Origin of the sequence: Gordonia bronchialis DSM 43247, from assembly GCF_000024785.1 — a bacterium.
GTDB lineage: Bacteria > Actinomycetota > Actinomycetes > Mycobacteriales > Mycobacteriaceae > Gordonia > Gordonia bronchialis.
Map to the genome: position 1 here is coordinate 5161822 of NC_013441.1, position 13589 is coordinate 5175410.

11 protein-coding genes are annotated in these 13589 nt (G+C 66.4%); 5 read left to right on the top strand and 6 right to left on the bottom strand.

Going from position 1 to position 13589, the window contains the following annotated elements; genetic code table 11:
• Positions 1-7 precede the first annotated feature (7 nt).
• Positions 8-1003, bottom strand: a complete 996-nt coding sequence (locus GBRO_RS23910) for a stage II sporulation protein M (RefSeq protein ID WP_012836407.1) — start codon at positions 1001-1003, stop codon at positions 8-10.
• Positions 1004-1343: 340 nt separating this feature from the next.
• Between GBRO_RS23910 and GBRO_RS23915 the strand changes: the two genes are divergently transcribed.
• Together GBRO_RS23915 and GBRO_RS23920 are read left to right on the top strand one after the other, a co-directional pair.
• Positions 1344-3005 carry an HNH endonuclease signature motif containing protein gene (locus GBRO_RS23915; RefSeq protein ID WP_012836408.1) on the top strand — a complete coding sequence of 554 codons (1662 nt, stop codon included), beginning with the start codon at positions 1344-1346 and terminating at the stop codon, positions 3003-3005.
• 177 nt (positions 3006-3182) lie between these two features.
• On the top strand, positions 3183-4040 hold the full coding sequence (locus GBRO_RS23920) for an RDD family protein (protein WP_012836409.1): 858 nt from the start codon (positions 3183-3185) through the stop codon (positions 4038-4040).
• 6 nt (positions 4041-4046) lie between these two features.
• Here the strand turns inward: GBRO_RS23920 and GBRO_RS23925 are convergent, their stop codons facing one another.
• Together GBRO_RS23925 and GBRO_RS23930 are read right to left on the bottom strand one after the other, a co-directional pair.
• Positions 4047-5240: an acyl-CoA dehydrogenase family protein gene (locus GBRO_RS23925; RefSeq protein WP_012836410.1), complete on the bottom strand. Its 1194-nt coding sequence runs from the start codon at positions 5238-5240 to the stop codon at positions 4047-4049.
• 69 nt (positions 5241-5309) lie between these two features.
• Entirely contained in the window at positions 5310-5741 is a 432-nt protein-coding gene (locus GBRO_RS23930) for an HIT family protein (RefSeq protein WP_012836411.1), read from the bottom strand.
• A gap of 79 nt (positions 5742-5820) precedes the next feature.
• On the opposite strand from GBRO_RS23930, the gene GBRO_RS23935 reads away from it, so the two are divergent.
• Complete coding sequence (locus tag GBRO_RS23935) at positions 5821-6159, top strand: TfoX/Sxy family protein (protein ID WP_012836412.1); 339 nt, start codon at positions 5821-5823, stop codon at positions 6157-6159.
• Between the two features lie 40 nt (positions 6160-6199).
• Here the strand turns inward: GBRO_RS23935 and leuS are convergent, their stop codons facing one another.
• Positions 6200-9007, bottom strand: coding sequence for a leucine--tRNA ligase (gene leuS / locus GBRO_RS23940; RefSeq protein WP_083775720.1), 2808 nt, complete (start codon positions 9005-9007; stop codon positions 6200-6202).
• Between the two features lie 135 nt (positions 9008-9142).
• On the opposite strand from leuS, the gene GBRO_RS23945 reads away from it, so the two are divergent.
• Together GBRO_RS23945 and GBRO_RS23950 are read left to right on the top strand one after the other, a co-directional pair.
• Positions 9143-9661 carry an SdpI family protein gene (locus GBRO_RS23945; RefSeq protein WP_012836414.1) on the top strand — a complete coding sequence of 173 codons (519 nt, stop codon included), beginning with the start codon at positions 9143-9145 and terminating at the stop codon, positions 9659-9661.
• Positions 9662-9677: 16 nt separating this feature from the next.
• On the top strand, positions 9678-10676 hold the full coding sequence (locus tag GBRO_RS23950; protein WP_012836415.1) for a bile acid:sodium symporter family protein: 999 nt from the start codon (positions 9678-9680) through the stop codon (positions 10674-10676).
• 80 nt (positions 10677-10756) lie between these two features.
• Here the strand turns inward: GBRO_RS23950 and GBRO_RS23955 are convergent, their stop codons facing one another.
• Positions 10757-12772: a CocE/NonD family hydrolase gene (locus tag GBRO_RS23955; RefSeq protein ID WP_231140539.1), complete on the bottom strand. Its 2016-nt coding sequence runs from the start codon at positions 12770-12772 to the stop codon at positions 10757-10759.
• Between the two features lie 120 nt (positions 12773-12892).
• Positions 12893-13570 (bottom strand): YqgE/AlgH family protein, encoded by a 678-nt coding sequence (locus GBRO_RS23960; RefSeq protein WP_012836417.1) that lies wholly within the window; start codon positions 13568-13570, stop codon positions 12893-12895.
• Between the last annotated feature and the right edge of the window lie 19 nt (positions 13571-13589).

Consider the following 13589-nt stretch of genomic DNA (forward strand, 5'->3'; position numbering starts at 1 on the left):
GTGCACATCACGCGGCGACGGGTACCTCGTACCCGCGATCTCTTTCGCTGATGTCGCCGGTCTGCCCGGCGTTGTGCGCCCAGCGGCCGAGGGTGAAAACGTAGGCGAGGAAGCCGATCCACACGGTGATGCCGATACCCACGCGGGCCCAGGTGGGCAACCCCGACGGTGTCACGAATGCCTCGATCACACCACTGATCAGGAGGAGTACCACGAGTCCGATCGCGACACCGATGGCCGATCGTCCCTCCTCACCGAGCGCGGTCACCCTGGTGCGTGGACCGGGCGACACCCACGCCCAGAACAACCGGAGGCCGACGCCGCCGGCGACGAACAAGCAGGTCAACTCGAGCATGCCGTGCGGCAGGATCAGCCCGAAGAACAGGTCACCGCGACCGTGCCGAATCATGATCGACGCGACGATGGCGAGGTTGGCCACGTTGTAGACGAGCATCAGGACCACGGGGAACCCGAAGACCCCCAACGCAATACATAGTGCTGCCAGCCAGAAGTTGTTGGTCCATACCTGGGCGGCGAACGAGGTGGCCGCGTATTCGCTGTAGTAGCCCTCGAAATCGTTGTTGACGAGCTTGTCCACCTGCGCGGGGGTTGTCAGGTACTGCTCGATCGCCGGGTGCTCGATCAGCCACCAGGTGATCGTCACAGCCAGCGCCATCGACACACCCATCACCGTCAGCCACCACCACCGCATACGGTAGAGCGCCGCCGGGAACGTCTGTGCGACAAAGCGGCCCATGTCCGCCCAGGTGCTCGCCTTGCTACCTGCCGCACGGGATCGGGCGCGAGCGAGCAACGCCGACAGATAGGCCACCAGCGACGCATCGGGCGCCGATGATCGGATCACCGACAGATGGGTGGCCACCCGCTGATAGGCGTCGATGATCTCGTCCGCTTCGTCACCCGAGAGGTTTCGCCTGCGAGACAGATCGTCGAGCCGCTCCCACGTCGCACGATGTGCGTTGACATAGGCGTCGAGATCCATTCGGACAGCTTAGCGGCAGAGCTGTGTTCGGCCGGGCGCTGTCATTCGGTCGCTGCCACTCGCGCCTGACATGCCCAAACGCCGGCTGAGGACCGGTCGAGGAGTGACAAGCGACGGCGGCCGGGCGCAGGAGCACCGTGCGAGGCGCCGCCCTGAGGTGCGAGCTTGCGAGCTTCGCGGGGAACGAGCAAGGAGCGTGTCGAAGTCGACGAGCCACGAAGCCTCTGGCGAGAAGTCCCACGAAATCGACCCGAGATCAGGGGTTGCGCGACCCGAGGAATCGACTTGTTATCGAAAACACGTTCGACGAACACCAGTTCGACACCAGGGGGGTGACCAGATGAGCGACCAGACCCAACCACAGTCACCGGCCGCTGAGCTGGTCGCACAGCTGCATGCCCTGACCGACCGACTTCAGGCCGTCGACCTCGCCGTCTGCTCCGACGAGGAACTGGTCGAGGTCGCCGCCGCCCAGGAACGTGCGATCACCCGCCTGACCTTTGCCGGGGATCGTCAGTTGGTGGAGATCACCGAGCGTGATCTGCCCCGCCAGATGGGGTTTCGGTCGGTGCCCAATTTCTTCAACCAGCGTCTGCGGATCTCGAATCCGCAGCGCCGCCGCACCCAGTTGGCCGCGACGGCCTCGATGCGGCAACTCACGGGTGATAGCTGTGAGCCGAAGTTCCCGGTGCTGGCCGAGGCGTTCGCCGCTGGGGCGGTCGGGACCGGGCACATCACCACGGTGTTGAGTGTGCTGGACCAGATTCCCGCGGCTGTGCCCTACGACAAGCGTGTTGCCGCCGAACGGCAGATGGTCGACATCGCCACCGAGTTCACGCCCGACGAGATCGGCACCGCCGGTCAGCGTTTGTTGGGGCATCTCGACCCCGATGGCACCCTGACCGATGAGACCGATCGGGCGCGGCGGCGCGGGATCTGGATCGGTAAGACCCGCGCGGATGGCACCGCGCACCTGTCGGGGACGGTGACTCCGGAATTGGCGGCGCGGCTGTCGATGATGATGGCCGTGTTCGGTCAACCCGGGTTGAACAATCCCGACGACCCCGACGCGCCGGCCGGTGCGCATGAACACGCTGATGCCGACCAGCTTGCCGAGGCGGTGCAACGCGACCTGCGCACCCCCACCCAACGCAACCACGACGCCCTCAATGCGGCACTGGAAGCCATGTTTGCCGACGGGACGTTGGGCACCTCGCATCGTGGTCTGCCGGTGCAGCTGATCATCAAAGCCGACCTGTCGGACCTGATCGCCGAGGCCGGGTTCGGGGTGAGCGCCACCAACACGCTGCTGCCCATGGCTGATGTCATCCGATTGGCGGCGCAGGTGCAGCCGTGGTTGGCCGTGTTCGAGGACTCGACGCCGGTCCCGTTGTTTTTCGGGAAAGGCAAACGGTTTGCCACCCAAGCCCAGCGCATGGTGAACTTCGCGCGCCCCGACGGGCATGTGTGCTCGGCCCACGGTTGTGATCAGGCGGCGGCATATCTGGAAATGCATCACGCCCAACTGGATTGGGCCGATGGCGGACTCACCGATATCGTGGACATGACCGGGGCGTGTCCGAAACACAATCGGATGGTGGGCCCCAATCCCGGGCAGTACACCACCCGCATGATCGGTGATGGGCCCGACCGCGGCCGGTGTGGGTGGCGCCTGAACACTCACCCCGGGGCACCCCCGAATCCGGAACGGGTCAATCGCGGGCCCGACATCGCCGCCGGCTACCGCCGCCACCTGGAACAGGTGCGGGCCGAGATCTACGGCCCACCTGGCGATGACCCACGCCCCGGCACTGATGACACCACCGGCAGCATCGTCGGGCCGTCGGCCCTGCCTGCCGATCGGGCTGCGATCGACGAGCAAGTTCGCGAACTGGCCCGCCTCCAACTCCGCCAGACCATCAACCCCGATTCCGGTGTGGAGAACCGGCTCGCCGCACTCCTCGAAACCCACCTCGGACTCACCAACCAGCTGCGCTCGTGATTACAGTCTCGCCAGAACCTTCGAGGCGCTCGGCTGCGCCTCGCGCACCTCAGGGAGCGGGGTGGGCCGGTGGCGATACGTCGACTTCGAGACGCTCCCCACCGATCAGTCAACCAATCGACACCGTCGGAGCACGGGCCGTATGGGACACGACGCGGGCCACTAGGGTTGATCGCTATGTACGGTCCCGTCCTTCCGCCCCAATTGGGGCCGGCCCCCGGATCGCTGGCCTGGGGGCGACGTAGCGCGACGGTCGGCGTCGGTCGTGACGATCTCGTGTCGGGTGAAGCGGTGGCCCTCGATCTCCCGCCCGCGAATCTGGGTCTCCGCATCCTGTCCGGGCTCATCGATGTGGTGCTGAGCCTCGGGATTCTCTGGGGTCTCGGCTGGCTACTGGACAAGGTGTTCTTTGACGTCGATGCGGCGTTGACCGCAGCCCTCGGGGTGCTGTGCCTGGTGACGGCCGTGGTCGTCGTCCCGACCACCGTGGAGACGGCGAGCAAGGGCAAGAGTCTCGGTCATCTCATCGTGGGTCTACGCACGGTTCGTGACGATGCCGGCCCCATCGGATTCCGGCATGCGCTGTCACGCGCGCTGCTGGGGGTCGTCGAGATCTACTCGTGCTTCGGGTTCCCGGCGCTCTTCACCGCTGCCACCTCACAGAAGAGCAAACGCCTCGGCGACATGCTCGCGGGCACCTACGTCATCCGCGATCGCCGGCGGCTCGAAGTTCCCGCACCAGTCGACATGCCGCCGCAGCTCGCGGCGTGGGCCGGGGCTGCCGACATCGCCACGCTTCCCGATCCGCTCGCCATCATGATCCGCCGATTCCTCGGCCGACGCGAAGCGATGCGACCCGAACCGCGCGAACGCCTTGCGCGCCAACTCATCTTCGACGTCGCACCGTTCGTCGCACCTGCTCCGCCACCCGCCCCCGACGAGGCGGTGCTGTGTGCGGTGATGGCCGAGCGCCGTCGACGCGACAGCGAGCGGCTGGTGCGAGAGGAGCGCCTGCGCGAGCGGCTGTTGCGGTGAGCTGCCCTACTTGAGGTCGGCGCTCGACTTCCCGAGGACGCGGCGCGCGATGATCAGTTGCTGGATCTGCTGGGTTCCCTCGAAGATGTCGAGGATCTTGGCGTCACGGGCCCACTTCTCCAGCAGCGATGTCTCCGAGAAGCCTGCTGTGCCACCGACTTCCACTGCCTTGTTGGTGAGCTCGGTGACCATGCGTCCGGCTTTGGCCTTCGACATCGACGCCTCGGCTGAGTTCGGTTGCTTGTTGTCGGCCATCCACGCCGCACGCAGGGTGTGCAACCACGAAGCTTCCCAATCCGACTCGATGCGGATGAACTCGCATACCGAGGCATGCTGTGCCGCGGCCGGCTTGTCGTAGTCGATGGTGTGACCGGCGTCCTCGAGGATCCGACGCAGCTCCTCGAGCGAGGCCCGTCCGAGTCCGACGGCCATCGCGGCCACGACGGGACGCGTGTTGTCGAAGGTCTGCATGACACCGCCGAAAGCCTTCTTGGTGTCGATCTCCGGCGAGCCGAGGAGGTTCTCTTTGGGAACGCGCGCATTCTCGAAGCGCACTACCGCGGTGTCCGACGCCTTGATGCCGAGTTTGTGCTCGAGCCGCGCCACGGTCACGCCCTCGGTGTCCATCGGTACGACGAAGCTCTTGATCGCCGCGCGGCCCAGGCTCTTGTCGAGAGTCGCCCACACCACGACGTGATCGGCGCGTGAGCCTGCGGTGACGAAGATCTTCTCGCCGTTGATCAGGTAGTCGTCACCGTCGGCGGTCGCGGTGGTCGAGACTGCCGCGGAATCCGACCCGAAACTGGGTTCGGTGATCGCCATCGCCGCCCACACATCACCGAACCGCTCGAGTTGTTCGTCGTTGGCGACGGCCGCAATCGCCGCGTTCCCCAGTCCCTGGCCGGGGATGGTCAAGAAGAGCCCGACGTCACCCCAGCTCATCTCGCGTGCGGCGATCAGCGACCGCAGGTTGGCGCCGTTGACCGACGGGGCGTCGTCTGCGGCCTTCTTGCCGTCCGCGGACTTCTCGGCACCACGATTCTGTTTGGCCAGTTTCCCCAGTTCATCGAGCTCGACGGGATACTCATGCTCGGCCTTGTCGTACTTGCGGGTGATGGGCCGGAAGATGTGTTCGGCCGCGAGGTGGGTGCGCTCGACCGTCGAATCGAACTTCTTCGGGAGCTCCAGGTTGATCGCCATGGGCCTACCTTACTCCGCGGTAAGTTCGTTGCCAAGCGTGCCCCGTCGCCAGTGGTCTGTCTCGGAAAACTAGTCCTCCAACACTGCCTCCAGGCGTCCACCCAGGTCGGCCCGGAGGTCGGCGTCGCCACCCTGGCCCGGACGCCAGGGGAGAGTCAGCCGATCTTTGGTCTTGTCCCGGTACCGCGGAATGACGTGCAGGTGGAAGTGGAACTCGGTCTGCCACGCGTCGGCGCCACAGCAGTTGAGCAGGTTCACACCGTCGGCGCCGAGTTCTGTGGCCACCGCGCGGGCGACGCGTTGCGCTTCCAGCGTGACCGCGGTGAGGTCGTCGGCCGGGATCTCCAGGAGGTCCTTGCTGTGCCGACGCGGAATCACCAGCAGGTGGCCGTCGGAGGCGGGATTGATGTCCATGAACGCGTATGTCGTCTCTGTCTGCGCGACCACCGTGGCCGGGATCTCGCCGGCCACGATGCCGCAGAACACACAGTTTTCAGCCATGGTTTCTGAGAGTAACGACCCGCCAACGATTCACCGTCAACCGGCGCCACGCGGGGCAGGAGTCAGTAGGCTCTGACCCGTGCCCTACGACGAGGACCTCGCCTACCGGATCCGCGCCCTACTGGCGACGGAGGGCGGAGTCGACGAGAAGACGATGTTCGGCGGGCTCGCCTTCCTCATCAACGGCAACATGGCAGTCGCCGCGAGCGGACGCGGCGGCCTGATGGTGCGCGTGAAACCCGAAGACACCGAGGGCCTGCTCGAATATCCGCACACCGAGCCGATGATCATGTCGGGACGTGAGACGCGGGGCTGGTTACGGGTCTCCGACGAAGGCATCGCCGGCGAACGTGCCCTGAGCCGTTGGGTTTCCATCGGCGCGGACTACGCACGCAACCTTCCGCCCAAGACCAAGTAGCGGTCTCGGCCCGCCGCCGCAGCAGGTCGGCATGCCCCGGTCAGGGGACGACGTTGACCATCCGGCCCGGCACCACGATCACCTTGCGCGGTTCGCCGTCGAGCAGCGCGGCGATCTTCTCGTCGGCCAGCGCGGCCTCACGAATCGTGGCCTCGTCGGCGTCGGCGGCCACCTGAATCCGGCTGCGTACCTTGCCTTTCACCTGGATCGGGATCTCGATGGTGTCCTCGAGGAGCCATTGCGGATCGGGGTCGGGGAACGGCCCGCGCACGAGCATCTCACCGTGGCCCAGCCGACCCCAGAGCTCCTCGGCGATATGCGGCGCCAGCGGGGCCAGCATGATCACCAGAGGTTCGACAGCAGCCCGCGGGGCACCGGTCGACTCGAAGTTCTTGGTGAGATGGTTGGTGAGCACGGTCAGCTTCGCCACCGCGGTGTTGTTGCGCAGTGCGTCGTAATCCTCGCGGACACCGGCAATCGTCTTGTGCAGCACCCGCTTTGTCTCATCGTCGGGTTCGGCCTCGGACACCCGGAGGGCACCGGTCTCCTCGTCGACGACGAGCCGCCAGATGCGTTGCAGGAATCGCTGTGAGCCGACGACGTCTTTGGTGGCCCACGGCCGGGACTGGTCGAGCGGACCCATGAACATCTCGTAGACGCGCAGGGTGTCGGCGCCGTAGTCGCGGCAGATATCATCGGGGGCAACGGAATTCTTGAGCGACTTGCCCATCTTGCCGTACTCCTGGCGCACTGGTTCGCCATTGTGGAAGTAGGCCCCGTCGCGTTCGGTGACCTCGTCGGCGGGCACGTAGATGCCCCGGCTGTCGGTGTAGGCATATGCCTGGATCATGCCCTGGTTGAACAGCTTTCGGTACGGTTCACGGCTGGTGACGTACCCCAGGTCAAAGAGGACCTTGTGCCAGAAGCGGGAGTACAGCAAGTGCAGCACCGCGTGCTCCACACCGCCGATGTACAGATCGAGACCGCCCGGGTCGTCCGGGCCGTGCAGCGCCGGCCGCGGGCCCATCCAGTAGGCCTCGTTCTCCTTGGCGCAGAACTCTTCTGCGTTGGTCGGGTCGATGTAGCGCAGCTGATACCACGAGCTGCCGGCCCACTGCGGCATGACATTCGCATCGCGGGTGTAGGTCTGCACGCCGTCCCCGAGGTCGAGTTCGACGGTCATCCAGTCGGTGGCCTTGGCCAGCGGCGGCGACGGGTCACTGTCGGCGTCGTCGGGGTCAAACGAGACCGGTGCATAGTCGTCGACCTCCGGAAGCTCTACCGGCAGCATCGATTCCGGCAGCGCGTGGGCGTTGCCATCGGCGTCGTAGACGATCGGGAAGGGTTCGCCCCAGTAGCGCTGCCGCGCAAAGAGCCAGTCACGCAGCTTGTACTGCACGGTGCCGGTGCCCTTGCCCTGCTCCTCGAGCCAGGAGATGATGCGCGCCTTGGCATCGTCGACGGCGAGGCCGTCGAGGAAGGACGAGTTGACCAGCGGACCATCGCCGGTGAACGCCTCGGTCGCGACGCCCTGCTCGGATCCGATGACCTCGACGATGGGCAACCCGAAGACGGTCGCGAACTCGTAGTCACGTCCGTCGTGGGCGGGCACCGCCATGATGGCGCCGGTGCCGTAGCCCATCAGCACGTAGTCGGCGATGAACACCGGAATCTGTTCGCCGTTAACCGGATTGGTGGCGTAGGTGCCCGTGAAGACACCGGTCTTCTGCTTGTTCTCCTGCCGCTCGAGATCCGACTTCGCGGCGATCGCGGCCCGGTAGGCCTTGACCGCGTCGGCCGGGCTCGTCGCTCCCGCGGTCCACCGGCTGTCCACACCGTCGGGCCAGGCCGCGGCGGTCAGGTCGTCGACCAGTGGATGCTCGGGCGAGAGCACCATGTAGGTGGCGCCGAAGAGGGTGTCGGGGCGGGTGGTGAACACCTCGATGAGATGATCGGTACCCGGCACGGGGAACGCCACCTGAGCACCGCGCGAGCGCCCGATCCAGTTGCGCTGCATGGTTTTGACCTTCTCCGGCCAGTCCAGCAGGTCGAGGTCGTCGAGCAGGCGGTCGGAGTAGGCGGTGATGCGCATCATCCACTGCCGAAGGTGTTTGCGGAACACCGGGAAGTTGCCGCGGTCGCTGCGACCGTCGGCGGTGACCTCCTCATTGGCCAGAACCGTACCCAGGCCCGGACACCAGTTCACCAGCGAATCACTCTGGTACACCAGGCGATAGCCGTCGATGACCTCGTTACGTTCGGTCGGCGTCAGATCCGCCCAAGCCCTGCCGTCCTCGAGACTGCGTGCGCCCGAAGTGAATTCGTCGACCAACTCGCCGATCCGCCGGGCCTTGCCCTGGGCGTCGTCGTACCAGGCGTTGTAGATCTGCAGGAAGATCCACTGCGTCCAACGATAGAACTCGACGTCGGTGGTGGCCACGCGGCGGCGTTCGTCGTGGCCGAGTCCGAGCTGGCGGATCTGGGCCAGGTACCGCTCGATGTTGGCCTCGGTCGTGGTCCGTGGGTGGGTGCCGGTCTGCACGGCATACTGCTCGGCCGGCAAGCCGAAGGAGTCGAAGCCCATCGTGTGCAGCACGTTACGACCCGTCATGCGCTGGTAGCGGGCGAAGACGTCGCTGGCGATGAAGCCGAGCGGGTGACCAACATGCAGGCCGGCGCCGGACGGGTACGGGAACATGTCCTGCACGAACAGCTTGTCGGCGGCCTGCGGTCCCCCGCCGTCGAAGGCGCTCAGGTCGCCGGCGAGCGGTCCGACCGGATTGGGAGCCTCGTAGGCGTGCCGCTCCGACCACAACTGCTGCCACCGTCGCTCGATGTCGCCGGCCATCGCGGCGGTGTAGCGGTAGCCGGCGGGTTGAGGAATGTCCGCGCCCACAGAGTCTGAAGTCACCCGACCAGCGTAAATCGTACGCACCGCGCGGCAGAAATCCGGTGCGATTCGATGTCTACGACGCCCGGTCGTATGGTGGTCACCGTGAGTGTCGTGTCCGTCGTTGTTGCCGTGGTGCTGCTGGTACTGGCCGCTGTCTGGGCGGCGACCGGCGTACTGGGCCTCGCCGGGCGGTTGAAGCGCAACCGGTGGCTCGGTGTCCGGGCCGAGGCGACCATGCGCTCCGAAGAAGCATTTGCGCTGGCCAACCGCGTCGCCGGGCCCGGTCAGATCGGTGCCGCGGTGATCCTGGTGATGGGTGCGGTCCTGACGATCGGCGTGGACAGCGCGTGGTCGGTGACCTTCGGTGTCGTCGGGCTCGTCGCCGGTCTGTTCGTCGTCGGCCTGGTCAGCGCGCTGGGCGTTCGGGCGGCGCAGACCCTGCCGGCGCCCGACGACACCGGCTGCGGCTGTTGCTCTGATTCGCCTGAACAGTCTGGCACCGCCGGCGACAATCCGGCGGGCGACAGTCCGGCCGCCGACTGCGGAACCGCGAGCTGCGGCTCGTGCTCGTTGCGGGGTCTGTGCGGCAACGAGCCCGCCCAGGCCTGACCGGAGCCAGCCGACGATGTCTGTTCAGTCGACCCTGCGCCGATGGTGGAGCCACTCCCCCGTCGACGGATTCATCCTCGCCATCATCGCCGCCGTCGTGGTGGCCGCCTTCCTGCCCGCGCGGGGCGACGCCGCGGATGTTCTCGACGCGGTCGTCGCGGCTGCCATCGCCGCACTGTTCTTTCTGTACGGCACGCGTCTGCACCCACGCGAGGCACTCGAAGGTCTCAAGCACTGGCGACTGCATCTGACGATCCTGGCGTTCACGTTTGTGGCGTTCCCGCTCATCGGTCTCGCGTTGCGGCCCCTGGTGGAACCCCTCATCGGTGATGATCTGTACACCGGACTGCTGTTCCTGTGCCTGGTGCCCTCGACGGTGCAGTCCTCGATCGCGTTCACCTCCATCGCCCGCGGCAACGTCCCCGGGGCGATTGTCAGCGCCTCCGCGTCGAACATCCTGGGCGTGTTCCTCACTCCGCTGCTGGTGGTCGCGCTCCTGACCACCACGAGCGGGGTGCACATCGACGCGACGTCGGTACTCAAGATCGTCGCGCAGATCCTGGTGCCGTTCCTCCTCGGGCAACTCGCCCGCCCCTGGGTGGGCCCGTTCTTCACCCGGCACGCCGCGGCCACCAAGTTCGCCGACCGCGGATCCATCGTCCTGGTGGTCTACTCGGCCTTCAGTGAGGGTGTGCGTGAAGGCATCTGGTCGGCTGTCAGTGTGAGCCAGGTTCTCCTGGTGACCCTCATCTCGCTGATCTTCGTGCTGGTGATGCTCGCGGTCACCCGCTGGGTTCCGCAACGGCTCGGCTTCTCCCGCGAGGACGTGATCGCAATCCAGTTCTGCGGCACCAAGAAGAGCCTTGCCACCGGTCTGCCGATGGCGACGGTGCTCTTCGCCGGATCCGTCGTCGGGCTCGTGGTGTTGCCGCTCATGATCTTCCACCAGATCCAGCTGATCCTGTGCTCGTGGCTCGCGACCCGGTATGGGCGGGAGGCTGCAGCACCTGGTTGAGCCCGCCGTTCCCAGAACTCGTGACTGGGGTCACCAAAGCTGTTGTCTCACCGGCCCATCGAGGCACGGGGTACGGTGCCTCAGGGAATCGGCTGGGACAGCGGTAGATTCACGAAGCTGGGCCGGTTCGGGTCGAGCTGGATGTGCTCCGGTTTGAGTCCGGACTCGTTGAGCAGCGGTCGCAGCGGCAGTCCCCGCATGAGATTCATCGCGAAGACGTCGATTCGCAGGCGGTGGCCGGGCCGGATCAGTGCCTCGGTCGGTAGCAACCCGATGTCGATCGAGACGGGACGTCCGGGGACCGTGCGCTGCCGCGATGCCAGCGTCAGCTTGTAGAAGGGGTCGATGACGTCGCCGTTGGAGGCGAACTGTGAGCGCGCGGGATCGATCGCCCGCAGTGACGCCATCACCTGACCGGAACTGATGACCTTGGAAGTACCGTCTGGCGCAACATCATTGAGTGTTGCCGTCCAGTAGCCATCGGTGGCGTCCATCACCGCGTTGACCCGCAGGTTCGCATACCCGGACACACTGCGGGTAGTCGTCATCGGCGCGGTGGTGAAGGTCAGCACGTTGCGTTCGGAGATGCGGGCATCGTTGGCGCAGAACGGGAAAAGAGCGAGCGCGCCCGCCATCTGCTGTGCCGAGTCACGCGAGCAGGCGGTGAGCACCCCGGGTGAAATCGTCAGTCGACCACGGGAATTGGACTTCGCGGTGGTGAGCGAGCCGTCGCGGACGGCATGCGGGGCGGTACCGCTGCGCCGGTCGCTCAGATAGAGCCGCTGCCGTGTCATCCCCGCGCGGGGGAACTGCTGGGCGGTGATCCAGGAGTCACCGACCTGCTTGAGCTGCACGGGACCGTAGGAGTCGATGCCGTTGTCCTTGCCCTTGAGCCATTTGTCGAACCAGGCCTTCTGCAGGACGTCGAGCCGCGGCGGTGTGCCGGCGCGGCCGGTCTGACCGCCACCGATGGTGAGGTGATAGCCGTCGCCCATGATCAGCTGCTTCTGGCCCGGCGGCAGCGGGATCTTGTTGTACATCCGCACCTCGCTGTTGGTGAACAGGTCGAACCAGCCGCCGTAGATGAAGGTGGGTGTCTGGATGCGTTCGGCTTTGTCCTGCCACGCCTGGCGGGGCTCGGAGTTGTTGACCAGGAGCTCACGCAATTCCGGTGGCACCGAAGGGATGTCGGGGGTGAGCAGGGCTGCGAAGAGTTGCGGGTAGAACGTGAGCGGATCCGAGATCCGGTCGGCCAGCCAGCGCCAGTCGAAGGTCCCGTTGAGCATCGACGCCACGTTCGGCACCATCTTCGTGGTGTTGACCAGGGTCAGCCACATCGGCAGGAATCCGACGCCCAGCGCGCCACCGGGTGCGACGATGTCACGGATCAGGTCGCCCCCGGGTTCGACCGGGAAGATCGCCTTCAACGCTGGCGGACGCTTGTTGGCCGCCTGGATCTGATTGATCGCCGAGTACGAGACACCGGACATCCCGATCTTGCCGTTGGACCAGCGCTGTTTGGCAGCCCAATCGATGACCTCGAGGGTGTCGCGCTGTTCGCGATTCTGGAAGACATCCCACTTGCCCTGGGAGAAGCCGGTGCCGCGGACATCGACGACGACCTGCGTGTACCCGCTGCGCACCAGGTTCTGGTCCACCAGGAACGTGCGCGCTCCCTGGTCCCGCAGGGTGTTCGTGAGCTGGGAGAGGTCCGCGACACCGCGGATGGGTGCCGAGATCTGGCCGACCGCGGTCGCCAGCTGCGTCAGGAACGGACCGAGCACCGGATGCTGGGTCACCGCCGTGCCCAGCGCGGTGATGAGCTTGGTGTAGGGCGTCATGTTCACGATCACCGGCGTCGTGGTGGTCGTGGCCCGACCGGCTGCGTTCGCCGGCCGATAGACGTTGGCGCGCAGGAAGGTTCCGTCACTCATCCGGATCGGGACGTCCCACGTGACGTTGACGCCCGCGTACGGTTGGGGTCCATCGTGGCTCGCCACCCAACGCGCCGCCGCGGGTCCGCCGGTCGGGTCGGCCGTGGCGATCGCCCCACTGCCGGCGACGAGCACCCCGATCGACAGCAACGCGCCGACCAACAATCTGATCCGGAAAATCCCCACACCCCCGATATCGATTTGTTACTGGCGGGTACGCTACGCGTGTCCGGCGTCACAGCGCAAGCCCTGGTCCGACCGCGCCACGCGGGGTCGCGGCGGTCAGTTGACGGTGACGTCGATGGGGTGGGTGGCCAGCAGCGGGGTCGGCCACGGCTGGCGGCGCAGGATGTCCGACCAGACATCGACGGCCGGTGGGGCCAGCACATCGCGCGGTAACGCCGAGGCGAGCAGCCAGCTGTCCCGCTCGAGCTCGCCGTCGAGCTGGCCGATCCCCCAGCCGGCGTACCCGGCGAAGATGCGGACGCCTTCCAGAACGTCGGTGAGGTCGTCGGGGTCGGCGTCGAGGTCGACGAGAACCACCCGGCCGTCGACGGGACGCAGCGCCGGGAATCCGGTGATGTCGGCGCCCGGCCGCGCGATGCCGAGGCACAGCGCGGCGTCCTGTTTGACCGGACCACCCACGTACAGCGCGCGTGGCGAAGCGGCGAGATCGGTCCATTGCGGCAGCAGATTGTGCACCGCGGTCTGGCTCATCCGATTGATAACCACACCGAGGCTTCCGGCGTCGTTGTGCTCGATGATGTAGACGACGCTGCGTGCGAAGGTCGGCTCGATCAGATCCGTCGACGCCAGCAGCACGGTCCCCGGTCGTACCCGATGTGCCGATTCACGTTCCCGCGCGGCGCCGGACATGCGACCACCCCCGCCCGTCCCGGCCGGGTGGGTGTCGTCGCGGGAGTCGGGGGTGGGATCGTCTGCGTCGTCGGCGCCGGCCACCCGTCCATCATCGCACGCC

Excerpts from the sequence above, each read along its gene's own strand:
- GBRO_RS23910 (WP_012836407.1), bottom strand. The coding sequence starts at position 1,003 with ATGGATCTCGACGCCTATGTCAACGCACATCGTGCGACGTGGGAGCGG.
- GBRO_RS23915 (WP_012836408.1), top strand. The coding sequence starts at position 1,344 with ATGAGCGACCAGACCCAACCACAGTCACCGGCCGCTGAGCTGGTCGCA.
- GBRO_RS23920 (WP_012836409.1), top strand. The coding sequence starts at position 3,183 with ATGTACGGTCCCGTCCTTCCGCCCCAATTGGGGCCGGCCCCCGGATCG.
- GBRO_RS23925 (WP_012836410.1), bottom strand. The coding sequence starts at position 5,240 with ATGGCGATCAACCTGGAGCTCCCGAAGAAGTTCGATTCGACGGTCGAG.
- GBRO_RS23930 (WP_012836411.1), bottom strand. The coding sequence starts at position 5,741 with ATGGCTGAAAACTGTGTGTTCTGCGGCATCGTGGCCGGCGAGATCCCG.
- leuS (WP_083775720.1), bottom strand. The coding sequence starts at position 9,007 with ATGGCCGGCGACATCGAGCGACGGTGGCAGCAGTTGTGGTCGGAGCGG.
- GBRO_RS23945 (WP_012836414.1), top strand. The coding sequence starts at position 9,143 with ATGGTGGTCACCGTGAGTGTCGTGTCCGTCGTTGTTGCCGTGGTGCTG.
- GBRO_RS23950 (WP_012836415.1), top strand. The coding sequence starts at position 9,678 with ATGTCTGTTCAGTCGACCCTGCGCCGATGGTGGAGCCACTCCCCCGTC.